Annotated in this window: 23 protein-coding genes; 11 read left to right on the top strand and 12 right to left on the bottom strand. The window is 35.3% G+C overall.

The annotated features are described in order from the left end of the window. Window positions 1–69: 69 nt before the first annotated feature. Both FTRAC_RS09400 and FTRAC_RS09395 read right to left on the bottom strand, forming a co-directional pair. Complete coding sequence (locus FTRAC_RS09400; RefSeq protein WP_013454003.1) at window positions 70–1272, bottom strand: MFS transporter; 1203 nt, start codon at window positions 1270–1272, stop codon at window positions 70–72. Between the two features lie 312 nt (window positions 1273–1584). After that, complete coding sequence (locus FTRAC_RS09395; protein ID WP_013454002.1) at window positions 1585–2904, bottom strand: DEAD/DEAH box helicase; 1320 nt, start codon at window positions 2902–2904, stop codon at window positions 1585–1587. Window positions 2905–2938: 34 nt separating this feature from the next. Here FTRAC_RS09395 and FTRAC_RS09390 point away from each other — a divergent pair, with 34 nt between their 5' ends. The 4 genes from FTRAC_RS09390 (at window position 2939) to FTRAC_RS09375 (ending at window position 6113) form a co-directional block, all read left to right on the top strand. Next, window positions 2939–4276, top strand: a complete 1338-nt coding sequence (locus FTRAC_RS09390; protein ID WP_013454001.1) for a dihydroorotase — start codon at window positions 2939–2941, stop codon at window positions 4274–4276. Window positions 4277–4358: 82 nt separating this feature from the next. Further along, entirely contained in the window at window positions 4359–4874 is a 516-nt protein-coding gene (locus FTRAC_RS09385; RefSeq protein ID WP_013454000.1) for a DUF4269 domain-containing protein, read from the top strand. Between the two features lie 50 nt (window positions 4875–4924). Next, window positions 4925–5506 (top strand): LOG family protein, encoded by a 582-nt coding sequence (locus FTRAC_RS09380; RefSeq protein WP_013453999.1) that lies wholly within the window; start codon window positions 4925–4927, stop codon window positions 5504–5506. Between the two features lie 127 nt (window positions 5507–5633). Next, entirely contained in the window at window positions 5634–6113 is a 480-nt protein-coding gene (locus FTRAC_RS09375; RefSeq protein ID WP_013453998.1) for a DUF4168 domain-containing protein, read from the top strand. Between the two features lie 53 nt (window positions 6114–6166). On the opposite strand, the gene FTRAC_RS09370 is transcribed toward FTRAC_RS09375, so the two are convergent. After that, window positions 6167–6679, bottom strand: coding sequence for a TrmH family RNA methyltransferase (locus FTRAC_RS09370; RefSeq protein WP_013453997.1), 513 nt, complete (start codon window positions 6677–6679; stop codon window positions 6167–6169). Window positions 6680–6868: 189 nt separating this feature from the next. Between FTRAC_RS09370 and dnaK the strand changes: the two genes are divergently transcribed. From dnaK to FTRAC_RS09345, 4 genes are all read left to right on the top strand, one after another. After that, the gene (gene dnaK, locus FTRAC_RS09365) at window positions 6869–8806 is read left to right on the top strand and encodes a molecular chaperone DnaK (protein ID WP_013453996.1); all 1938 of its coding nucleotides are present in this window, start codon (window positions 6869–6871) and stop codon (window positions 8804–8806) included. A gap of 173 nt (window positions 8807–8979) precedes the next feature. Then, complete coding sequence (locus FTRAC_RS09360) at window positions 8980–10131, top strand: DUF4221 family protein (protein WP_013453995.1); 1152 nt, start codon at window positions 8980–8982, stop codon at window positions 10129–10131. A gap of 174 nt (window positions 10132–10305) precedes the next feature. Further along, window positions 10306–10485 carry a hypothetical protein gene (locus FTRAC_RS09350; protein WP_013453993.1) on the top strand — a complete coding sequence of 60 codons (180 nt, stop codon included), beginning with the start codon at window positions 10306–10308 and terminating at the stop codon, window positions 10483–10485. Between the two features lie 221 nt (window positions 10486–10706). Beyond that, window positions 10707–11552 carry a TlpA family protein disulfide reductase gene (locus FTRAC_RS09345; RefSeq protein WP_013453992.1) on the top strand — a complete coding sequence of 282 codons (846 nt, stop codon included), beginning with the start codon at window positions 10707–10709 and terminating at the stop codon, window positions 11550–11552. Window positions 11553–11701: 149 nt separating this feature from the next. Here FTRAC_RS09345 and FTRAC_RS09340 read toward each other — a convergent pair whose 3' ends face one another. From FTRAC_RS09340 to FTRAC_RS09310, 7 genes are all read right to left on the bottom strand, one after another. After that, window positions 11702–12685, bottom strand: coding sequence for an AAA family ATPase (locus FTRAC_RS09340; protein WP_013453991.1), 984 nt, complete (start codon window positions 12683–12685; stop codon window positions 11702–11704). 5 nt (window positions 12686–12690) lie between these two features. Further along, entirely contained in the window at window positions 12691–14040 is a 1350-nt protein-coding gene (locus tag FTRAC_RS09335; protein ID WP_013453990.1) for a peptidylprolyl isomerase, read from the bottom strand. Then, the gene (locus FTRAC_RS09330; RefSeq protein WP_013453989.1) at window positions 14021–14914 is read right to left on the bottom strand and encodes a peptidyl-prolyl cis-trans isomerase; all 894 of its coding nucleotides are present in this window, start codon (window positions 14912–14914) and stop codon (window positions 14021–14023) included. Before FTRAC_RS09330 ends, FTRAC_RS09335 begins: the two co-directional genes overlap by 20 nt. Then, window positions 14911–17052 carry a peptidylprolyl isomerase gene (locus tag FTRAC_RS09325; RefSeq protein ID WP_013453988.1) on the bottom strand — a complete coding sequence of 714 codons (2142 nt, stop codon included), beginning with the start codon at window positions 17050–17052 and terminating at the stop codon, window positions 14911–14913. Before FTRAC_RS09325 ends, FTRAC_RS09330 begins: the two co-directional genes overlap by 4 nt. 82 nt (window positions 17053–17134) lie before the next feature. Then, window positions 17135–17560, bottom strand: coding sequence for an ATP-binding protein (locus tag FTRAC_RS09320; protein WP_013453987.1), 426 nt, complete (start codon window positions 17558–17560; stop codon window positions 17135–17137). Further along, a complete protein-coding gene (locus tag FTRAC_RS09315; RefSeq protein WP_013453986.1) occupies window positions 17544–17897 on the bottom strand; it encodes an STAS domain-containing protein in 354 nt (117 codons plus the stop codon). The genes FTRAC_RS09320 and FTRAC_RS09315 overlap by 17 nt, the downstream gene beginning before the upstream one ends. Window positions 17898–17941: 44 nt before the next feature. Next, on the bottom strand, window positions 17942–20005 hold the full coding sequence (locus FTRAC_RS09310) for a GAF domain-containing SpoIIE family protein phosphatase (RefSeq protein WP_013453985.1): 2064 nt from the start codon (window positions 20003–20005) through the stop codon (window positions 17942–17944). A gap of 99 nt (window positions 20006–20104) precedes the next feature. Here FTRAC_RS09310 and FTRAC_RS09305 point away from each other — a divergent pair, with 99 nt between their 5' ends. Continuing rightward, complete coding sequence (locus FTRAC_RS09305) at window positions 20105–20785, top strand: septal ring lytic transglycosylase RlpA family protein (protein WP_013453984.1); 681 nt, start codon at window positions 20105–20107, stop codon at window positions 20783–20785. A 13-nt stretch (window positions 20786–20798) separates the two neighbouring features. Here FTRAC_RS09305 and FTRAC_RS09300 read toward each other — a convergent pair whose 3' ends face one another. Further along, window positions 20799–21926 (bottom strand): DUF4221 family protein, encoded by a 1128-nt coding sequence (locus tag FTRAC_RS09300; RefSeq protein ID WP_013453983.1) that lies wholly within the window; start codon window positions 21924–21926, stop codon window positions 20799–20801. Window positions 21927–22074: 148 nt separating this feature from the next. Between FTRAC_RS09300 and FTRAC_RS09295 the strand changes: the two genes are divergently transcribed. Beyond that, entirely contained in the window at window positions 22075–22869 is a 795-nt protein-coding gene (locus FTRAC_RS09295; RefSeq protein ID WP_013453982.1) for an SDR family oxidoreductase, read from the top strand. 62 nt (window positions 22870–22931) lie between these two features. Here FTRAC_RS09295 and FTRAC_RS09290 read toward each other — a convergent pair whose 3' ends face one another. Then, window positions 22932–23360, bottom strand: a complete 429-nt coding sequence (locus FTRAC_RS09290; RefSeq protein ID WP_013453981.1) for an FKBP-type peptidyl-prolyl cis-trans isomerase — start codon at window positions 23358–23360, stop codon at window positions 22932–22934. 220 nt (window positions 23361–23580) lie between these two features. On the opposite strand from FTRAC_RS09290, the gene FTRAC_RS09285 reads away from it, so the two are divergent. Next, window positions 23581–24972, top strand: a complete 1392-nt coding sequence (locus FTRAC_RS09285) for a sigma-54-dependent transcriptional regulator (protein WP_013453980.1) — start codon at window positions 23581–23583, stop codon at window positions 24970–24972.

Raw genomic sequence — 24972 nt, 5'->3', positions numbered from 1 at the left:
GAATCTGTAGCTAGTTAATTCTAATCTAGTAATGAAATATCAATATCATAATAGGATATTATGGATGGGTCATGATTGGAAGCGTTTAATTCTAAAACTCCACAAAATCACTAACGCAATCCCAAGAGCATTACGTAGAAAAACTTCATTAAAGGTATATCCTGCATCAACTAAAACTCCGAAAAACAAAGGACCTAAAGCAGTACTTAACACCATAACAGTCACAAATAAACTTCTTACTTTCCCGATAATGTCTGCACCGAATATTTCTACGAAAAGAGCATTTTTCACCGTCCCGCCAAATCCATTAGCAAAACCCATTAGAGCTAGAGATAAAGGGTAGATAATGGGCGAATCACTGATTAATAGGGTCAGCACTCCAATCACATAAGGAATCAACACAAAAGGGAATAGCTTTTTGGCGGTCAGTTTATCAATATAAGGTCCAGCTATAAACATTCCCAAAGCGCTTGCTCCGGCAAAGGCTGCCAAAGAAGAAGAAACCCAAGCTGCGCTCCAGCCTTTTGCTGCACCTAACTTTAACTGGAAAAAGAAGATGGCTGTATTGGTAAATCCTAAAGCAAAAACAGCGGGAGCAATAATTAAAAATGCTTTATGGCTTAAGATCTTCCAGGCACTCACTTTAGTTGTACCCAAACCAACTTCCAGCTCAACCTGGACTTGTCCTTTCTGTTTTTTGCTGTAGAGCCAATAAACTAATGGCATGATAAACACAAATACAATAGCCGCATTTAACTGTAGCGATCCACGCCATCCTAGCCACCCTATTAATAAAGTAATGACAACAGGCATAGTAGCTTCTCCAAATGGATGGCCAGTTGTAGCAATTCCTATGGCTTTCCCTCGATTGCTGTCAAAGTATCTCGACATGGTGGAAACAGCTGTATGGCTCATCAATCCCTGTCCAAAAAGTCTTAACATATAAAGTCCAACAAAAACCATGATGATATGCATAGAGAATGATAAAACCAGCAAGGCAGTCATTAGACCTATTAAAATCATAGCCATATAACTGCCCAACTTCATTCGGTCAAATACGCTCCCTAAAGTAGGCAAAGTGAAAGCTGATGCAACTGTCGCTGCTGCATATAAACTACCCATAGAAGTATTATTGAGCCCTAACCAACTCTCAATATCAGGCACATAAAGCGAAATCAGAAAGGTCTGCCCAAAACTGGAAAAATAGGCAAATACAAAGCCTAAGCTTAAAATGTATTTATATTCTGTAATTAATGTTTTCCAATTACTCATGCTTGAGATTTTAGAGTCTAGAATCTAGAACCAAGACTTCAAAAATTCCACTTATTCAGATACTTCCAATAAATAGACAGTTGACAATCAACAATTGACAAAAAGTTCTGAGTTCAATTCAGTGCTAAAATTCTATTTCTACTATATTTCAATTTACAACTCAATATCGACAGATAAACCTGAAAAAATGTAAAGATAACATATGAGATAGCCTACAACTTATCTCCATTTATTTCTATAACTCAATTAAAAAAGAGATATACGTAAGAAAATTAATTCATCAGCATATCGAATCATCAGCACATCAATAAATCATTTCTTCCTCCGCTTATCCTTCGGCTTGTTGCCAAATGCCTTGTCCCTGGCTTTTCCGCTTAGATTCTTCTTTTTCTTTTCATGGAAAGCGCCTTGGAAATCAGGATTTTCTAGATGCTTTTGCCGGTCAATTTCCTGCTCCATATCCTTTTTCTCTGACGGCAAGGTATCCATCAATTCGATTTCTTTTGGCAAATCAATTACCTTGATTTTCTTTTGAATTAATTCCTCAATTTTATTGATATGGTAAACATCGGAAGGGTCAACAAAGCTAATGGCAATCCCATGGTGTTCTGCTCGGCCAGTTCGCCCGATACGGTGAACGTAATCCTCATATTTATTAGGGACTTCAAAGTTGATTACATGGCTCACTTCCTCAACATCAATTCCCCTGGCCGTTACATCAGTGCTTACTAATACCCTCACATTCCCCGATTTGAATTCATTGATGGCATTGATTCGGGTAGATTGTGCCTTATTGGCATGAATCACACGCACTTCCTCACTGATTTTCCGCTCAATAAAACTGTAAACATTATTAGCATTCTTTCGAGTCCTTACAAAAATCAAAACCCTACTGAAATCTTCATTTTCAAAAAGATATTTCAAGAGGTTTATTTTGGTTAGGAAATTGGGTACGTGATATAAAGACTGCTCAATTAATTCGGCAGTCATAGTTTCAGGGGTGACTTCTACTTTTTCTGGGAAGTCTGTAAATTCATAAGCATATTTTTCAACCTTCTCAGGAAAGGTAGCAGAGAAAAATAGGTTTTGCTTTTTCATCGGCAAAAGTTCCAAAACCCTACGGATTTGCGGCATAAATCCCATGTCCATCATTCTGTCAGCCTCATCCAATATAAAAGTTTTGATTTGTTTGGGTTGTAATACGCCAGCACTATAAATATCTAAAAGCCTGCCGGGAGTTGCGACTATAATATCACAACCTTCGGCTACTTCTTGTGCTTGTTTTTTTGGACCAATTCCACCATAAAGGCAAACAGTTCGTAAATCAGTGTATTTCCCCAACTCAAGAATGTTTTCATATACCTGCATCACCAATTCGCGGGTAGGGGCTATGATCAAAGCCCTGGGGTCGTGACCTTGAGCATATTTCAATTTCATTAAAAGTGGCAATACAAAAGCTGCTGTTTTGCCTGTCCCAGTTTGCGCAATGCCAATAACATCATGTCCATTCAAAATCCTAGGGATTGCTTTTACTTGAATTTCAGAAGGTTTTTGATAACCCAAATCATCAATGGCATTGAATAATTGTTTGTTGAGTTTAAAATCTTGAAAGGATGCGGTATCTTGCGACATGAAGTCTGTTCTTTAGAAAAAAATTAACTGAATTATGAAAACCACTCTGATTGTCAATGCAAATATAGTAAATGAAGGGCGAATTCAGCAGCTAGATGTGCTGATGAAAAATGGACGCTTTGAAAAAATTGCATCCAGCATTAATGCTGAGGAGGCTGATGAAGTAATTGATGCCAATGGAAAATATCTTTTACCTGGCTTAATTGATGATCAGGTGCATTTTCGGGAGCCTGGCTTAACGCACAAAGCAAATATATTTACAGAGTCAAGAGCAGCTGTTGCAGGAGGTATTACTTCCTTTATGGAAATGCCTAATACAGTGCCTAACGCATTAACTCAAGAATTACTCGAAGATAAATATCAGATTGCCGCTAAAAACTCTATTGCCAATTACTCATTTTTTATGGGTGCCAGCAATGACAACATTGAGGAGGTTTTAAAAACAGACCCAAGAAAAGTTTGTGGCGTGAAAGTGTTTATGGGTAGCTCCACTGGAAATATGTTGGTGGATAATGAGCAAACCCTGAACAATATTTTCTCTAAAGTTCCCATGCTGATAGCTACTCACTGCGAAGATGAAGCCACCATCAGAGCTAATACAGAAAAATTCAAAAAGGAATATGGAGAGGATGTCCCAATTGAAATGCATCCTATCATTCGTTCAGAAGAAGCTTGTTATTTATCATCTTCATTGGCAGTGAAATTGGCAAAAGAACACGGTTCGAGATTGCATGTGCTACATATTTCAACAGGAAAAGAAACCGAGCTATTCGATAATTCGATCGCCCTAGAGAAAAAGAAGATTACTGCGGAAGCCTGTATTCATCATTTATGGTTTTCAGATGCTGATTATAAAGAAAAGGGGACTTTCATAAAGTGGAACCCAGCTGTAAAAACTGCAGATGATAGAGCAACTATTTTTCAGGCTTTATTAGATGATAAAATAGATGTCTTGGCAACAGATCATGCACCGCATACTTTAGAGGAAAAACAAAATAAGTATTTTTCAGCACCATCTGGTGGACCATTGGTTCAGCATAATTTAATGGCATTGCTTGATTTTTATAAGCAAGGAAAAATCAGCCTTGAAAAGATAGTTGAGAAAGCTTCTCATAATGTGGCGACTTTATTCAGAATAGAAGAGAGAGGTTATATCCGCGAAGGCTATCATGCAGATTGCGTTTTGGTCGATTTAGATAAGGAATATTCAGTAACTAAAGAAAATATCTTAGCCAAATGCGGTTGGTCTCCTTTTGAAGGACATACTTTCCAGTCATCCATTGAAAGCACTTTCGTGAATGGACAGAAAGTTTATGATAAGGGAAATATAATTGAAGCAGGAGCGGGAGAGAGGATGTTGTTTAAGGTTTAATAGTGTTGTTTCTTAACAACAATTTGTAAAACTGTTTTATGAGTTTAACAAAATTACAAAGTGTTAAATAAAAGCAACAAAAATGAATTTCCAGTCTATCAACTATCTCAAAAATGGAAGCCAGCTTCAAAAAGAAGCTCATAAAGTGTTGACTGATAATAAAGTCATGGACAAACTGTCAAATTTCCAGCCTATTCTAGCTGGAACGATTCCAATTGACATAGCCATAAATGATAGTGATCTAGATATTGTTTGCTCATTCGAAGATAAGCAGGTGTTTAAAGATGATATTCAAAAGGATTTTAGCAATTATCCCCAATTTTCTATGATGGAAAAAATATTTCAGGATGAACCTACAGTAATAGTGCGGTTTATGATGGACAATTTTCCTGTAGAAATATTTGGTCAAAGTAAGCCTTCCAATCAACAAATAGCATTTCAGCATATGTTGATTGAGCATGAGATCTTAAATGCTAGAAGTGAAGACTTCAAAAAAGAAATTATCAGCTTGAAGGAATCAGGCATGAAAACAGAGCCTGCATTTGCCGAATTATTAAATTTAAAAGGGGATCCATATCAAAGCCTTTTAGAATATTGAATGCAAAAGAAAATCATTTGTTTTAACTTAAAATAAAGCTATCATTAGGTATGAAGAGAATAACAGTCTTCTGCGGTTCAAGCGCAGGTACAAACGGAAAATATCGAGAGGAAGCATTCCTTTTGGGTAAAATTTTAGCTCAAAAAAATATAAGTGTTGTTTATGGTGGTGCAAAAATCGGTTTAATGGGTGCTGTGGCAGATGGTGCTCTAAGTGAAAAGGGAGAAGTGATTGGAGTCATCCCTGATTTTTTGCAAACCAAAGAAGTTGCCCATACTGAATTGTCTGAAATGATAGTGGTCGAGTCTATGCATGAAAGAAAACTAAAAATGCATGATTTGGCAGATGGCTTTATTGCCTTACCAGGTGGATTTGGCACCATGGAAGAATTATTTGAAATCCTGACTTGGGGTCAATTGGGTTTGCATAAAAAACCAGTTGGTTTATTGAATATGGAAAACTTCTACCAACCACTTTTGGATATGCTTTCTCAGATGACAGCACAAGACTTTTTGAAGGATATAAATAGAAAAATGCTTTTGAGCGATAAAAGTATTGATAATTTGTTAACGAAAATGGAACAATACCAAGCACCAGAAACCCCAAAATGGTTGCTTGAGTCGGAAACTTGATTTCAGTATTTTAACAATCTATTTCAGTTTATAAAGAACTTTTGAAAATCTTCTAAAAAAAGGCAACAATGCAATTCTCATTCGTTGCCATGGTTGAAAAATTATATTAAAACAAAACCAGAAAACGATGAGTAAGAAGATTTTTACAACCGCTATACTATCAATGTTTGCAGTAGTTGCATTTGCACAACAGCAAATGCCAATGCAGCAGCAACAAAAAAAGGTAACAACAGATTATAGCGATGAGGAAATTGAGACATTTGTAGAGGCAAATTTGGATGTTACCAAAGTACAGCAAGAAGCAAAAAAGGAATCCATGAATATCATTAAAAAGAATGATTTGGATTTAGATAGGTTCAACGAAATTGTGGCAATTCAGCAAGGTCAATCAGATGAAGAAGCCAGCAAAGCGGAAATGAAAGCTTTCAACGCTGCTGCTCAAGAAATTATGGCCAACAATCAGAAGACCCAATCAAAAATGGTAGCTGCACTTGAAAATCATGATATAAGCCAAGAGAAATATCAGAAAATAATGATGGCGTATCAACAAGATGAAGATTTTAGGAAAAAAGTTGATACCGTTGTTCAGTCGAAATCACAGGGTTAAAAGCAGATTATTTTCATAATGATAAGCCATTTCCGTTAAGGTGAATGGCTTTTTTAATGCTTGTTTGGATTCTCTGTAATTTTGAACAATCCAATAGATAATGCATTCACGACATTAATTGAAGAATTACCTCCAAACATAGGGATGTGATAATGGTTTTGACAAAATTGAAGCAATTCTTCTGATATGCCCTGTCTTTCTGAACCAATAATAAGCACAACCTTTTTTTGATTATTAATTCTCAAATTATGTATAGGCTCGCTAAACTTTGTTATTTCTAAAGCAATTGCGTGGTATCCTACTTCTAGGAGTTGGCTAAATTGCTTTTTTACATCTACTACAAATTCATAGTCCATGGTTTTGTAAGTGTTTCTTGAAGCTCTTTTCGCCTTGGTTGTCAGATCAATGGCATGCTCACCCACGAAATAGATCTTTTCAAGCCCAAAAGCCTCAGATAAACGCATGATCATTCCCAAATTTTCAGGCGTTCGAATATTTTCAGCAATTAAAACGATTTGCAAGTCGTGCTTGGTGTTTTCGATATGTTCATGCTCTTTTTGAATCATGATGTCAGCTTATAATATGAATGACAAAATAAAGGTTTTTGAAATTCAATGGACTATAAAATCTGCCGAATTCCCATGAAATCTTTTTACAAATGTCATAATGTCAGACAAAGTGAACTCATTTGCTATTGGCACATCCATTGTTACTTGATGTGAAAAATGAATTTAAAATTAGAAAATAAATAGATCATGGGAAAAATTATTGGAATTGACTTAGGTACTACCAACTCCTGTGTGGCGGTAATGGAGGGTAATGAGCCCGTTGTAATCCCCAACAGTGAGGGTAGAAGAACTACTCCTTCAATTGTAGCGTTTTTGGATGAAGGGAAAGGCGAACGAAAAGTAGGTGATCCTGCAAAACGTCAAGCTATTACCAACCCTGCCAATACAATTGCTTCGGTGAAAAGATTTATGGGTAAGAAGTTCTCCGAAGTTTCAGAAGAGAAAAAAATAGCTTCTTACAAAGTAGAATCTGGAGCAAACGATACAGTAAGAGTTAAAGTAGGAGATAGAAATTATACTCCTCAAGAATTATCTGCAATGATTCTTCAGAAAATGAAGTCTACTGCAGAAGATTACTTAGGACAAGAAGTGACAGAAGCTGTTATCACGGTTCCTGCTTACTTTAACGATGCAGAGCGTCAGGCAACCAAAGAAGCTGGACAAATTGCAGGATTAGAAGTAAAAAGAATTATAAATGAGCCAACGGCTGCGGCTTTGGCCTACGGTCTAGACAAAAGAGATAAAGATCAAAACATTGCCGTTTACGATTTAGGTGGTGGTACTTTCGATATCTCTGTATTAGAATTAGGCGATGGCGTATTCGAAGTAAAATCTACTAATGGTGATGTTCACTTGGGTGGTGATGACTTCGATCAAGTGATTATCAACTGGTTAGCAGACGAATTTAAAAATGAGCAAGGCATTGACTTGAAACAAGACCCAATGGCTTTGCAGAGATTGAAAGAAGCTGCTGAGAAAGCTAAGATTGAGTTGTCTAGTTCTACTGAAACAGAAGTGAACTTGCCTTATATAATGCCAGTGGATGGCGTGCCTAAGCACTTGGTAAGAAAATTAAGCCGTTCGAAATTCGAGCAATTATCTGACGACTTAGTGAAGAGATCAATGGCTCCGGTTAAGAAGGCTTTGGAAGATGCTGGATTATCTCCTTCTGAAATTGATGAAGTAATCTTGGTAGGTGGTTCAACCCGTATCCCAAGAATTCAGGAAGAAGTAGAGAAATTCTTTGGCAAAAAACCTTCTAAAGGTGTAAACCCTGATGAAGTTGTGGCAATTGGTGCTGCAATTCAAGGTGGTGTATTAACTGGAGAGGTAAAAGACGTTCTTTTATTGGATGTAACTCCATTATCATTAGGTATTGAGACTATGGGTGGAGTAATGACTAAATTGATTGAATCAAATACTACGATTCCTTCTAAGAAGTCAGAAACATTCAGTACGGCTTCTGATAATCAGCCTTCAGTGGAAATCCACGTATTGCAGGGTGAAAGATCAATGGCGAAAGACAACCGTTCAATTGGTAGATTCCACTTAGATGGTATTCCACCAGCACCAAGAGGTGTTCCTCAAATCGAAGTAACATTCGATATTGATGCCAATGGTATCTTGAATGTATCTGCTAAAGATAAAGGAACTGGTAAAGAGCAAAAAATCAGAATTGAGGCTTCTTCAGGATTGTCCGAAGAGGAAATCGAGAAAATGAGAAAAGAGGCGGAAGCAAATGCTGAAACCGATAAAAAAGAGAAAGAGAAGATTGACAAAATCAATCAAGCTGACTCTTTAATTTTCCAAACTGAGAAGCAAATGAAAGAATTTGGTGACAAGTTATCTGAAGGCAACAAAACGGCCATCAACGATGCTCTAGCTAAATTGAAAGAAGCACATAGCAGCCAAGATGTTGAAGCAATTGATAGCTCAATGGAAGGTTTAAATAATGCATGGCAAGCAGCTTCACAGGAAATCTACCAAGCACAGCAAGAAGCTGGTGGTGCTGAAGGACAGCCAGGCGGAGACGCAGGGCAGCAAGCACAAGGCGAAAGTGCTGATGGCGTAGATGATGTGGAATATGAAGAAGTAAATGATGATGATAAAAAAGATTCTAAGTAAGAATCAATAAATCATAAATTTTAGTGAAAGCCTCTCAGAGAAATCTGAGGGGCTTTTTTTGTATGTAAATTAGAGTCAATCTTACTTTATTAGATAGTAAACTGCCCTATTACTTTTTTAATCTTAGCTTTATAATTAAGTCAAAAATAGCTATTGTTCAGATCAAGTTTAATATGCAGAAAAACCTCCGTACAATCCCTATTTTCATATTTGCATTGCTATCTATCTCAATTCTAAACTCCTGCCAAAAATCGTATCAAAATGCAGAAAACTCACAAACTAACTTCGCACTTGAAATTGCAAGTTCACTGACTTTTGATTTAGATAATACCAAAACTGCCTATAACAGAGGTGTACAGGTATATCCAAGTCAAAATCCTCAATATTTGTTATTGTTCCATTCTCACGGGAAATATACTTCCATCTATGATTTGAAATCGCAGGATTTATTAAATGAAAACCAGTTTGATTTTGAAGGATCTAAAAGTGTTCCGAAAAGTATAAACTTTGCCTATACGCACAACTTTGATTCAATCTTTCTATTTGATCCATTACCCCAACAAATTTATCTTGTCGATTCTGCTGGTAATAATATTGATCAATTCGGTCTCCAATTAGAGGATCTGCATTATACATATCCAGATGGAATTCATCCTGCATATTTTAAAAAGACCAAACTTTATCTACCAACTTACCCCTCTCCAATGGAAAATGCTACCTCTTCAGATTACGGCATGGTGGAATTTGATATAGCTAGGAAATCCTTAGGTACCAAATACAATTTATCTGAGAAATACGATGAAGGTTTTTGGGATAAACATAGCTATAGGAAAGCAATCTCTACTTTTAATGAAGATAATAATAGTATCATTATGAGTTTCCCCAATGATGAATATATTTACGTGACAGATGCCCAAGGCAATAAGTCCAAGCATTTTGGTGGCTCTTCTGAAATGAAAACCTTAAAACCCTTAGCCGGTGAACTTTACAATGATGATGAAAGAACCTTTAGAATTCAGGCAGAACAGGGTTTTTATTCAGGCTTAAAATATGACAGATGGCGTAAAGTGTATTATCGTTTTGCTTATAATCCCATTAGTAAATTTGCGGATAGAAGCACATTAGGCAAAAACGCCTCTATTATTATTTTAAATAACGAATTTAAAATAATTGGGGAGAGCCCAATAAATGCTAAAAAGTACTCATTTGGCATCAATTTTATCAATGAGGATGGCTTATATTTCTTCAATAATTATCAATATGAAAAAGAAGATGACAGCCAATTTTCTTTTGATTTATTTAAACTTAAAAACGCTACTCAATGAAAACCTTACTTATATTATTTAGCCTTGTCATTTTTCAAACTGAGTACCCACATACCGCCCAAAACAAGGACTTTATGGTAAAATATAAGTTTGAGAAAAAAGATGATGGAAAGACTTATATGCTTGGGCACATAGCATTCCAAAAAAAACAACAAAAACGGCATCAATACCAATATGATTGTTGAAGGTCATAGAATTGGTACTGTTCCAAAAAAGGATGGCACTTTTGAATTAGAACTTCCGGACAAAAAAGGCGAAATTTTAGTTTGGAATTCAAAATATAAAGACAAATGGAAATTTGAATACAAGGTGGAACTAAGCCAAGCCAAAGATTATACTATTGGTGATAATTAGACAAATTTATTAATGAAAGACGTTGTAATGCAATAAGTTAGAATCGTTAAGGTACTAGCTAAATGATCCTTATTCTCAGCTGTAATTAGAAAAAAAAAGTTGGCTAAAAATCACTAGAGCTATCCTATTAGTGCATAACTTAGTAATGGTAATTTGAAAATTGCCTTGAGATTAGTTTTCCACTATTGAAAGTTGCTGGTCTTGATAAAACCTGATACTCAATGAAAAGAATTGGAAGCTTATTTTTAACAGGATTCATACCGCCTGTGGTTTTAGCCATTTTTATGAAGTTCATAAGTTTGAATATGAGCTATTCTATTATTCTCGGGACAGTATTGTTATTCTTACTCTCTTCTTTTCAAATTAAAAACTCAATTCACTTTCTGATTAAAGCGGTAATAATTTTAGGGCCTTTGAGTCTAGTCTATTATTTGTTGATCCTTGGAGAACTTCCAGGGTTGTGGATATCGATCGTAATATTTGCCATAGCGGTTGTACTGGGGCTGCTGAATACAGGAAAGCTAGCAAAGCTTAGCTCTGGCCTTTTGGTTACAGCATTTTCTGTGGTAGTAGCTCTTTTCTGGGTGCCCAATATTGTAGCGGATAACTTAAGTCAAAAAGTGAATGATCCTGCTCCGAAATTTAAAATGCTTGACTTGATCGAGCAAAAGGATTTAGATAATACCTCATTTTCAAATAAGGTGGTTGTGATCGATTTTTTTGGTACATGGTGCGCTCCTTGCATTGCGGAAATGAAAGAATTGGAGGGTATAAGAGCCAATCTGGTTAGCAATGGCGAGCAAGTTGAATTTATTATTGCATGTACTGATACGGGGGGAGATACTCCTGAAAAAGCATTGTCATTTCATTTGAAGAGAGCGACTAATTTTCGATTAGCTTACGATGAAAATTCAGTGGCTCATAAGAAATTTGGATTTACTGGAGTTCCGGCCTTAGTCATTCTTGATAAGAAAGGAAATGTTCGCATGAAACATGAAGGATACAATCAGGCAGAAGATCTTGAGGGTAGTCTAAAGCCTTTGCTAGAAGAACTTTTAATTGAGTGAAATCAATGTGAAATTTCTTTTTGTTAAGAAGCTGTCTCAATGCTTTCTTATTGCTGCACGAAATACCCAATTAAAAAACATCAACTTGTCATAATCAAGTTTCCACACATAAAGAATGTTTTTGATTCCAAAAAACAAAAATCAATACTTTAGCCTTTTCCCTCTACTTTCCAGATTAGCTCTTCAATAATTTTTTCGATGCTCATTCCTTCTGCATCAGCTTTAAAGTTCTTCACCAATCTATGGCGTAAGACTGGAATTGCCACAGCTTTCACATCTTCAATGTCGGGAGAGTACTTACCGCTTAACAAAGCATTGCATTTAGCGCCCTTAATTAAGAATTGAGATGCCCTAGGCCCTGCTCCCCATTCTAAATATTCATTGGTGATATTATATGCTTTTTCAGTATTAGGCCTTGTACTATGTACTAATTTTACAGCAAATTCAATCACATTGTTAGTAACGGGTACTTTATTAACCAATTTTTGAAAGTAAAGGATTTCTTCAGAAGTCATTACAGCTTCTACTCCTTCAAGCTCTTGCCCTGATGTTTTTACAATATTCAATTCATCTTCATAAGAAGGGTAGTCTAATGTGATATTAAACATAAATCGATCTAATTGCGCTTCTGGCAACGGATAAGTTCCTTCTTGTTCAATAGGATTTTGGGTTGCCAATACAAAAAATGGATCAGGTAAAGCATAAGTTTCACCCGCAACAGTCACATTTTTCTCTTGCATCGATTCCAATAGTGCAGCTTGTGTTTTGGGAGGTGTCCTATTAATTTCATCTGCAAGGATGATATTATTAAAAATAGGCCCTTTGATAAACTTAAAGTTCCTGTCCTTATCTAAAGTTTCAGCGCCAATGATGTCTGAAGGCATCAAATCAGGAGTAAACTGTATTCGGTTAAATTTTAGGTTCATGGCAGATGCCACGGTATTGATTAAAAGGGTTTTTGCTAAACCAGGAACACCAACCAAAAGACTATGAGAATGGCAGAAAAATGAACTAATCACCAACCGGATTACATCATCCTGACCAACAATAACTTTCCTGATTTCCTTTTTTAAGCTTTCGAATTTTTCATGTAAAGCATTTGCAGCTTCTACTTCATTTTCAAATTTCTCCATATTTATCAGTTAAGAATTTGGCAGTCTTTGTAATGATCATCAAGTATAATGAAAACTTCCGATTTTGAATCTTGAAACCATTTTGCCAATTTTTCACTCTTCTTCTTATTCAGTGCTGCTTGTTTAATTTTTTGATAGTCTTTTCTGATGTCAGCTCTATGAGGTCTTATTTTATCTTTAAAATAAATAATTCTTACTGCTTCAGATCGATCTTGTTGTCTAAAAATAATAGGTTTTGTGATACTTCCTACTTCCATGGTGTCGATGGTAAAGAAAATGTTAGGGTCTAATTCATCTACAGAGATTTTAGTACCACCTGCTTCACTTTCAATAAAATAACCGCCACTTGATGAGGTATTCATATCATCTGAATATTCAGCTGCCGCTTTTTCAAAAGTAATACTATCTTTTATAATCAAGTTTCTAATACTATCTAAAAATTGAACAGATTTCTCCATGTCCCTTTTGGTGAATTTAGGTAAGATTAGGATGTGCCTTGTATTGAATTCATTTCCTCTTCGATCTAGTAATTCAATGATGTGAAAGCCGAAATCTGTTTCTACTGGTTTTGAAATTTCACCTGGCTTCAATCTTAATGCAGTAGCTTCGTATTCTGGGGCTAATTGCCCTCTTTCAAAGTAGCCAATATTTCCCCCGCTTTGCTTTGCTCCAGGTTCTTGTGAATATAATCGTGCGATATCTTCAAAATTCTCCCCTTCTAAAATTCGCTCTCTTAACCCATTTAAACGCGCTTTTATATTTTCTTTTGCTTCCCTGCTCATAGTAGGTTTTTTCACAATTTGCCCTACCTGAACTTGAGTTGAATAGAAGGGTAAACTATCTTTTGGGATGTTGTCAAAGAAGTTTTGAACCTGTTTAGGAGTAACTTCCAAGTCTTGGGTTATGGTTCTTTGCATTTCTCCTATGATCATTTGTTCTTTTACATCATCACGGATTTCTACTTTGAACTCATCCAATGATTTGCCATAGTATTCTTCAATTTTTTCCTCAGAACCAATCTGCTGTACCATCATTTTCATTCTGTTTTCCAATTGGGCATCAACTTGTGATTCAAGAACAGTTACAGAATCTATTTCGGCTTTTGCTAACATAAGTTTATTCACAATCAGACTTTCAAGCACCTCACAACGCCCTTCTGCGCTTTGTTGACCGCCTCTGGATAATCGATCTTTGTAAGCTAAAGCCAGATCGGATTCTAGGATGATATAATTATCAACTTTAGCAATAATTTTATCAACTGTTTTCACTTCCGATTGGGCTTCTACCCAGATTGGCGCAAACAAAAATGCTAGTGATGTGAAAAATGTTAGGATATTATGGTTTGTAAATTTCATATTTATTCGAACTCTTCGCGTTTTCAAAAACTTCCTCTTCTAATTGGTTGGCTAAAGCCACTTTTCTTTTATTTAAAATAATTTGTTTAATATCATTCTTCACGAATTCAAGAGGGGAAATTTGATCCGATATTTTGTACTCCTTTATTCGTAGGAAGTAAAGGTTTTCCTCATTTGAATCCTCAACGAATTTATTTGATTTCAAGAAATCAACTTTATTCGTCACACCCACAAATGGGGTGTTTCGAATCGCTTCATCAAAGTTTATCCAAACTGAATCTTCCAGAAAATAAGTCTCAGCAAATCGAAAACAGTATGATTTCAATTCTTTGAAATCATCTGGATCATTTGAGTTGATCAATTTTTTTAACTGATCAATTTTTGGGGCATCCTTAGTTACAGTAATGAAATACCCTCTGATTATATTCTGCTTTAATTCAAAATTGTCCTTATTGTCAAGATAATATTCTTGTATCTCTTCTTCGGTAACTGCTGTGTCTAAATTATTGTCGACATAGTATTTTTTGTATTCATGAACCATTAATGCATAACGGTAATCCAATACTTTTCTTTCGATGGAAGCTTGATCAAAATTGATTTTTTCAGCTGCCTCTGATATGAGTAGTTGCTTTTTAATCCATGAATTAACGTACCGACTTACCAGATTCGCACTATCTTTTGGGTCGATTTCTCTAGTAACTATTCCGGCAAGGTCTTTTTGATATAAGATGGAGTTACCAACTTTAGCAACAGGGATTTCAACTTCCTCAGTTTCTACCTCTTCCTGACCAAGATTTTTCAAATTGATATAGTCACATCCCCAAAAGCAGATAGAGAAAATAATTAATGATATGGTTAAATGTTTATTTCTCAAATTTCTGATTTTAATGTATTCAAAACTGCTTCATTTATGGTGACGCTATACTTTTTCTCCAGCTCCTCTAACCAATCTAGTTCAAGTTGTTTTTGATAATCTTCCATCAGTTCTGCTTTTGCTTCACTAAGTGTTTTTTGCTTTGGGGGATAACTTTCTAAAATATAATTAAATTCAATCATCCCTCTTTTGTCAACATTTTTAGTAAACTCTCCTTCATTAAGACCACTCCATTTTGAATTCTCCAGTGACTCAATTGTTTCAGTAGAAGCGGATTCTATCCTGTCATTATTTTTGGCTAAAAGCTCATTTGCTTCTGAAAGCAATTGCAAATATATTTTATTTTCATCGGAATAGATAAGTTTAACAACATCCATATTGCTAAATGTCTGATTTAAATCTTCAAAGAGCTTAATGGTATCGCGTTCACTGATGTTTTGAGGCAAAACAAGACTAATGAATACTTTGTGATCACCGTTGTCATCTATTTTAATTTGTTTTAATGTTGTTTTGCTATCAACATACTCAAGCTGATCTGTTAACGGAAAGTATGCATCGTTTATTGGCTTTTTGAATGGCTTTATTGAAGAGGTATCTGAGAATACAATTCTGGCTACTTTTAATTCTCCATCGGTTTTGTATCTGTTTTTATGCTCTTCATAATATTTTTTAAGTGCTGTAGTATCTTCACTGATTTTACTCCACACTTTTTGGTTCATTATTTCAAATAGAAGTAGACCATCTTTATATTCTTGCCTTAAAAATTTGTACTCAGGGTATTTTAACTCCAAATTATTTTCCTCATACTGGATTAGTTTGGATTTTTCGTATTTTTCTAATTCCAAGTCAATATTGTTTGCAGAGTCATATTCATTTAAAAAATCAAGTAAGGAGAAATCCGTTTCCGAAATGCTAAAAAGTGTCGTTCCTAATTCCTTTCTTTTAAAATTGCCTGGATTTAAATTTTCTTTTGATTTTAGGAGAGCATAAGCTTCGGTGTTTATTTTAAAGTTGTTTTCCTCTTTTAGTTTTTTAATAACCTCCACCTCTTTTAATTCAGATCTTTGATCACGTTGCACTCGTCTGCTTAGACTTTCTTCCATGCTTTCTAAACTCCCAACTCCCCTTTTGTCTTCTAATTTTAGAATATGCCACCCATAAGGGCTTTCCACTGGTTTTGAGATGTCCCCTTTCTCTTCTAATTCAAAGGCGACAGTTTCTAATGATGCAGGCAAACGCCCAGCACCAAACCATGGAAGACTTCCACCATTATCTTTTGTGCTTAAATCTTCTGATTCTTTTGTGGCTAGAATAAACCAGTTTTCACCTGAGTTTAACTGTTCATATATCTTCTTGAGTTCTTTTTCTGTCTGTAGAGAGTCTTCTGAGGAAGCTTGTGGAGGAAATCGCTTCATGATATGAGCTATTTTAATCCTGCCTAAGGTTTCTCTTTTGTCATTTACTTTAATAATATGATATCCAAATTGTGTACGAGTTATGGGGGAAATTTCACCTACTTCTGTTTGATATGCTGCCGATTCGAAAGGATAAACCATCTGAAAAGCAGTAAACCAACCTAATAAACCATTATTGCTTTTTGCAGAAGGGTCTTCTGAATACTCTCTAGCAAGTGCTTCAAAACTTTCTCCGGCATCAAATTTGTTTTTTACTTCCTCAATTTTTTGATAAGCTTTTAGAGTATCTTCTGCTTTTGCATCTTTATCAACTCTAATGAGAATGTGACTAGCATTTACCTCATGTTGTAAACGCTCGTAAGTTTCTTTGACTAATGCTTTGTTTACTTTTTCAGCAGTCAGATAAGGTTTTTTTATTTCTTCAAGATAGCCATTGAGTTCACTTTTGTAAGCTTTTGTAGTATCGATACCTTCAGCTTTGGCCTCTATTACTTTTAATTTGAAATTAATGTACAGATCCAAATAATCGTCAATGGGCTCAATTTCTCCTTTATTTTTATTGCTTTTCTCATAAGCATACATGAATTCATCGGGATAGACTGCCAAGGAATCTATCGTAAAAAGAGGTTCTCTATCCTCAGATTTAGGAGCTTTTTGGGTAGTCTTACAAGAACTTATGAAAATGAATAGGAGAGGAATAATTATACCTTTGATGTTCCGCATTTGGCTAAACTAAATTTTTGTTGGCAATTTATGCAAATGGATTCACACAGGAAAATATTAGGCGATCGGAGAAGTAATTATATTATTCTTTTTGGGTGTTATTGAATCTTTTATGCAATATGCAAGTGTTTTTTTGTTCTTTATTAACAAACTCAACCTTGTCCATAATTCGCCTGACCAACATTAAGCCAATTCCACCTTTTTTCTTGGTTTGTACCACTTCCTGAATAGAGGGCTCCTTATAATTATTGATGTCAAATTTTTCACCTTCATCAGATATTTCAAAGGTAATCCCATCTTTTTCTACGGACACTTCTAAATTGATGGTTTCATTTGCATTACAGTAGTTAGAATGAATAATGAGATTAGCGCAGATTTCATCAACTGCTAAAACCATCTGGTTGATTTCTAGATCATCATGAACATATGCCTTCAGTTTTTCGGTGATAAAACCCCGAATATCCCTTAGGCGTGTTTTTTCGCAATATACTTTAAGATTGAACTTCATGTAATTTCTCCTTCGCTTCCTTTTTGTCACTCGCAATAGTCATCAACTGATCTAAGCCCAAAATTTGAAAGACATTCAATACTTTTTCGCTTAAACCATATATTACCATTTTGATATCTCTACTTTTAAAATCATCAATGTAAGACATAAAAACGCCTAAACCTGCAGAGGAAATATAATTAAGCTGTGTGCCGTCTACTAAAATAAATTTCACTAAGTCATCATTAGCCAACTCAGTTAAAGCTTCATCCAAATGAATGCTTGAACTTGCATCAACATCACCTTCCACTATTATGATGTGATCTTCCCCCTCAATATTTGTTGTTATGTTTATCATTTAAATCTTATTACGTGCTTATTTTCAGTAAGTTGAAGTCTATGTTATAAAAATCTGATTATTAAAGCAGTATAATCATCTTCCAAATTTTCCGAACCTATAAAATCATACAAATATTTAATGAGTCCGTCTTGAATTTCCTTAGGGTTTTTCTCGCTATTTCCCTCCAGATAGCTACTTAACCTATCATAACCAAATTCTTCACCTTCAGAATTGGTGGCTTCAATTATGCCATCTGTATAGAGGAAAAGAATGTCACCACTACTGTAATGTATTTTGTTAATATCAATAAATTCTTCAAAACTGTCGTTTCTCACTATACCCAAGCCCATTCCTTTGTTATGGAAATACTCTGCTTTCTTTTCCTTCTTACAATAAAAGAGCCCTGGGCAATGTCCAGCTCTTGAAAAACTGATGCTCTTTTCCTGAGAGTTTATGATATAGTAGGCGGCCGTTATGAAAGAAGTTTTCTCCAAACAGTGACTTAAAGCATGGTTTGCCTTGGTGAAAAAGGATTTAGAGTCTAAATCAAACTGCACTAAGCTATGAAACACTCCCTTCATCTGAGACATATTAAAGGAAGCAGAAGTTCCTTTTCCCGAAACATCTCCAATAATCACTGCAGTTTTATGTGCTGCAGTTTTAAAGAAATCATAATAATCACCTCCTACTTCGTCTGCAGATTCATAGAAAGCATGCATCTCAAATTCTGTATCAGAAATCAAGGAGTGTGGGAGCAAACTTTTTTGAACACGGGAAGCAATTTTCAACTCTTCTTTATAGCGCTCATTTATTAATGCCTCTGTAAGTAATTCAAAATTTTCAATTGATATACAAGCCTGGTTAACAAAAGAGCTTATGATATCGATCATCTCTTTGTTGAAACCATCAGAAACATCTTTTAACAATACTAGCAAACCGATTTGCCGATCTTGAATGATTAAGGGCATTACAAGCACCGAACCATAATCTGGGTCATTTAGATTGGTGGCTAGCTTATTAAGGTTTAAGTCCTTCTTGAAGTTATTATTTTTGTGCTTGTTTAAATAGGCATAAATGCCGCTGTCTTGAATGCTTTTTCGAACTTGAGTGATTTTAAGATCAGTTATATCGGATTTGAGAATATCAATGGGTTCGTCATCTTGGTAAATTTCCAACCATGCACTGGTAGAAAATACCGCATTATTGCTGCTCTCAAGCAAAACATCATAAACTTGATTTTCACTGTCACCTTTCTGGATAGATTGACTGAGCCGCTGGAAATTTAATACTTCACTTATCTTTTGCTCAAAAACAGAAGAAGTCGGTAGGTTGAAAAGAATTACTAGTATGGAGATTAAAGCATAAATAAATATAAATCCGGCAATGGATAAAATGTATACATTATCTAATAAGTCCATTACCAAATTAAACTCTTGAGAAAACCCAAAAAGGTTATTGATGAAATAATAGAGGTATAAAATTACTAAGGCCAGTAGTAAAATACTTCTCCATTTTTGCTTGAAATTTAAATAAGCGATCCATTTTAAATTGAAAGACAATACTAGTCCGTAAAGTATAAAAATACCTAAGAGGCCATTGAATAACCACTGTTGAGCATTAGTTTGGAAGAAGCTGTAGAGCAAGGAAGCCAATAATGAATATTCGAATATTTGCCATATTATTAAAAGGCGCTTATTTTTCTGATAGAGAATTAATCTTTTCCAAACGATGAAAGTGGAAACCAAAAATATAATAACAGCGCCCAGGTTGATGTGGTAAAAGAAATTCACCATTAAAGGGTTTTGCATCAACTTACTATCGCTGAGCAAATAGAAAAAGAGGCTTACTGCAAGTTGAACTAAAGAAACGATGAGCCCCGTTGAAAAAACATGCCAGAGTAAATCAATAAAATTGATGCTTTCTGCCTTTTGTATTCTAATTTTGAAAAAGAAATAGACGAAAATAATATACAGGGAAAGCAATAATTGCGGGATTTCCTGGGTGATCCCAGCATTTGCTTCATTGATTTCTGCAAAAAGCAAGAATAGATCAGCCAGCACTAACGAAAGCCAGCAGAGTACCGCAAATAGTATGGTGAGGCGTAAAAGTCCTTTTTCTGAAATCAATTTTTTATTTTTCTATATTTCGGCAAATTAAGCGTTTATAAATTATTGTGAAAATAGTTTTACAAACATTAAATTCATGCACACAAAAAAAGAACTAAAATGCTCAAAAAACTAATATTTACTTTTTCAATTGCCTTAATTAGTCTTGGAGCATCTTTTGCTCAAGTGCAAACAGGTACCGCTTCTTACTATGCCGATAAATTTGAAGGTAAACAAACTGCAAGTGGCGAAAAATATAAGCATAAAAAATTAACAGCAGCCCATAAAAGTCTACCCTACGGAACAATTGTGAAGGTTACAAACCTAGATAATCAGGAAACCGTGGAAGTAAGGATAAATGACAGAGGGCCTTATGTGGACGGAAGAGTTATTGATTTATCACGATCTGCTGCTGAAAAATTGAAGTTCATCAATCAGGGTTTAGCTAAAGTTCGAATTGAAGTGGTTGATGCAGGAGATGGAAGATCAAACAGCAATAGACCAGTACAGATTGACCAAAACATTGAAAATGAATCATACTTTCAAATGAAAGTTAAAAGAAAAAATCCCGCGGGCTTTGGTGTTCAAGTGGGCAGTTTCAAAGGATTTGATAATATGCTTAAACTTTCAGAAAACGTTGAAAAATCATATCGAGCAAAACTCTATGTGGAAGTAAAAGAATTGAATGGGGATAAAGTGTATGCGTTAATATTGGGTGACTATGGCAATAGAAAACGAGCTGATAAACTTAAAGAAAAAATTTCAGATCGCTTTCCTGATGCTTTTGTAACCAAATATTGAAACTTGAATAGTTCTAATTGAAAGCCAAAGTCAAAAAGCCTAATTCATCTTCCATGTTTTTATAAATGTAAATTTTTCCGTCTTTCACAAAGTAGGTTTCAGGCACTTCTTCTAAAGGGATATTATCAATTTCAAAGAGTTGATTTAAATCCTTATCAAAAATAGTCAAGATAATATTCCATTTGTCTTCCTCTTGATCTGGTGTAGTGGAATAGGAAGAGAAGCGATAATACTGATTACGAGATTGATCAAATACGATGTCTTTAAATCGAATACTTTTATTTCGGGCAGACATGATTTTCCCTAGTTCTTCTCTGGATTCAACATCTTTGCCGTAGACCTCATTTTTATTGGCACTCAATTCACTTTTGTATTCCTTATGAATGATACTATCTGAATTTAAGTCATAATAGAATAGTTCATTCTCCATGTCATGACTTAAAATATATCTGTCATTTTGAAAATTTGAATATATATAAGTCCTCAACATCATCATTCTGCCATCTATTGTCAGTGATATGTGATAGTCAGATAGTTTTTTGAATTCATCAAGAAGGAATACGCTCCTGGAGTTTGTTGTCAGATCTAATTGAGAAAAGCCTCTTAGTTCTCCAAATCCTTTATTAATTAGATTGAAGGAAAGCTTCTCTGCTGGCAGGAATAATCCACTGGGCTCCATATTGAAATCTTTGGGGATTGAATCTCCTGCAAAATCTTCCTCTGAGATAACGTATTTCTGCAGTAATTCACCTTCCATGTTAAATAGTAGAATGGCTTGATGAATAGTTAGAGCAATTGAATTATTTTCAAGGTAATTGACATCTGTAATTCTGTTTGTGGTGCCATTCGGTCCTTCAACTTCAAAAGGAATAAATCCTACTAGTTCCATTTTGTTCATATCGATCACCTCTAATCCATGACGATTATTGCTATTGAACTTATAGATAAAGTCTTTTTCTTTATCAAATCCAAAAGTATTCAGCCCGTATTTAGTGTCAATGATTTCTTCATTAGAATCCACTATGGTTGAATCGATCGAGATACTTATTTTCGATGCCTTATCAGTATTTTCCTGTTTTTGGTTGCAACAAGTAAATGATATAGCAGAGATTATAGTAAGAATTAAAGAGATATATTTCATGCCAGTTTTAAGTTTTAGTAGCAAAAAGGTGAATATAAAATAATTTTCTATAAAACTAATTAAATAGTTGAATTTTCCTGCGTTTTTTCTAGCGAAATGAGGTGGATATAATGTAAATTCGCTTATTAGATGATGAAATGAGTCAAATATGACAAAAGTTAAAAATAAGATTGCCTGGGTAACAGGTGCAAGTTCAGGGATAGGGGAAGCTATAGTTTTTGAACTTGTTAAAAAGGGAGCTAAAGTGGTGATTTCAGCTAGAAGAAAGGAATTATTGGAAGAGGTTAGGGCTAAATCTTCTAAGCCCGAGAATATAATGATTCTTCCTTTGGATTTGGCTGACATTAAAACTTTTGATTCCAAAGTAGCAGAAGTATTGGCTCATTTTGGTAGGATTGATATTCTTTTCAACAATGGAGGAATTAGCCAAAGAGGGATGGCATTGGAAACCGATTTATCTGTGGACAGGAAAATTATGGAAATTGATTATTTCGGAACTATAGCCCTGACTAAAGCGGTAGCTCCACATATGGTCAATCAAAAAGCAGGACACTTTGTAGTTACCAGTAGCTTAGTGGGTAAATTTGGTTCGCCTTGGCGTTCATCTTATGCTGCGGCTAAACATGCGCTCCACGGCTTTTTTGATTCTTTAAGAACTGAACTTCATAATGATAATATAAAAGTCACCATGGTTTGCCCTGGCTTTATTAAAACTGATGTTTCAGTCAATGCCTTAGGGTCCGATGGAAAACCAACAGGTGAAATGGATAATGCTCAAGCCAACGGAATGTCTGCTCAAGAATGTGCTAAAAGAATTATTAGTGCAGTTGAAAAAGATAAGTTGGAAACCGTTGTTGGTGGAACGGAACGTTTTGGAGTGCTCCTGAAAAGATTGTTTCCAGGGTTATTTGCCAAGATAATTTTAAAGAGGAGTGTGAGGTGAAAAATTGGTCACAAAAAAAGCCCGACAATTGTCAGGCTTTCATTATTAAGTTTTTAAACTGATTAGCTGATTTCAACTAATTCTATTTCGAAATTCAAGTCTTTTCCTGCTAAAGGGTGATTAGCATCCAAAACTATGTGGTCATCATTTACTTCTGCTACTAAAACAGGTAAAGCCTGACCATCAGGCTGTTGCATTGACAATTGCATACCTACCTCTGGTTTGATTTCTTCAGGAACTTTATCATGAGGAACCGGAACCATCATATCATCTCTTTTGTCACCATAAGCTTCTGCGCTAGGGATGTCGGCTGTTTTCTTGTCTCCAATTGCCATTCCATCTACCGCTTTGTCAAAACCGGCAATCATCTGTCCTGCACCTAATTCGAACTCAATAGGTTCTCTTTCCAAAGAACTATCAAATACAGTACCGTCTGATAATTTACCTGTGTAGTGAACTTTTACTTTGTCGCCTTTTTTTGCTGTTGACATAATTTTTGCTTTTGTAATTTGCTTTTATAAACCACAAAGCTACTACTATCATTCCCTAAAGAAAAAATATTCTCACTTAAATCCTAAAATTGTACGGTAATGCAACAATAATGTACGAAAATGAACAGTTATTCCATCCGATTTGCTAAATTGTAAGCTGAAAACCTCCTTTTGGGTTTTGGCATTGTTTTTATCTTATTCAACATAGAAATCAAATGTAATGGAAAAAGAAATCAATAAAGTATTAATAATAGATGATGATGAGGATGTGCTCTTCGCAGCCAAGATGCTGTTGAAAAAACATGTAAAGGAAGTGTTTATTGAAAAAGATCCTCGAAAGATTCCATTTCTTTTAAATCAGGGAACCTATGATGTGATTCTATTGGATATGAATTTCAGTCAGGATACTACCAGCGGAAAAGAGGGGATGTATTGGTTGGAACAAATAAAAGAAAGAGATCCCAAAGCAGTGGTAATTTTAATAACGGCCTTTGGCGATGTGGAAACTGCTGTGAATGCTTTGAAAAAAGGAGCTACTGATTTCGTATTAAAACCATGGCAAAATGAGAAATTAGTGGCCACTATTCATGCGGCTGCTCAATTGAAAAATTCTTATAATCAAGTCAGCCGACTGGAACAGGAGAAGCAGCAATTGGAAGAATCCATAGACGCACCATTCAAGTCAATTATAGGCGAAAGTAGAGCACTTCAAAATGTGTTCACGATTATTGATAAAGTGGCGGCTACTGATGCGAATGTGCTTATTTTGGGCGAGAATGGTACTGGAAAAGAATTGATTGCTCGGGCATTGCATAAGAAATCAACTAGGAAAGACCATTCTTTTGTGAGCGTGGATATGGGAGCCTTAACAGATTCCTTGTTTGAAAGTGAACTCTTCGGACATAAAAAAGGCGCTTTTACGGATGCTAAAATAGACAGGGCAGGTAGATTTGAGATTGCAGATAAGGGTACCATATTCTTAGACGAAATTGGTAATTTAAGTGCGCCACTTCAAGCAAAATTATTAAATGTTCTACAAAGTAGAACGGTTACTCGCTTGGGTAGTAATGAGGCTATTCCCTTTGATACGAGGCTAATATGTGCAACCAATGAAGACATTAATGCCAGAGTGAATGAGGGCGATTTCAGACAAGATCTACTGTATAGAATCAATACGGTTGAAATTCATTTGCCTGCTCTTAGGGAAAGAATTGAGGATATTCCACTTTTAGCTGATCACTTTTTAAAAATATATGCCAAAAAGTATAAGAAAGGCGATATGAAAATCAGCCAGAATGCATTAAGGTTATTGCAGAAATATCAGTGGCCGGGAAATATCAGAGAATTGCAGCATGCTATTGAACGCTCTTTGATAATGGCAGACCAATCGACTTTGGAAGCAGATGATTTCTTCTTTTTATCAAAAGGTGGTAATTCAAGCACACAGCAATCAACAACAATGGACGATAGTTTTAACCTTGAAGATGTTGAGAGGCAGACTATCCAAAAAGCAATACAAATTCATGGGGGAAATATTTCAAAAGCTGCAGAAGAGTTGGGGCTTACGAGAGCCTCTTTATATAGAAGATTAAGTAAATATGACCTTCAATAA

The sequence above is a fragment of the Marivirga tractuosa DSM 4126 genome (genome assembly GCF_000183425.1).
Taxonomy (GTDB): domain Bacteria; phylum Bacteroidota; class Bacteroidia; order Cytophagales; family Cyclobacteriaceae; genus Marivirga; species Marivirga tractuosa.
This window is presented reverse-complemented; position numbering and strand designations above follow the sequence as displayed.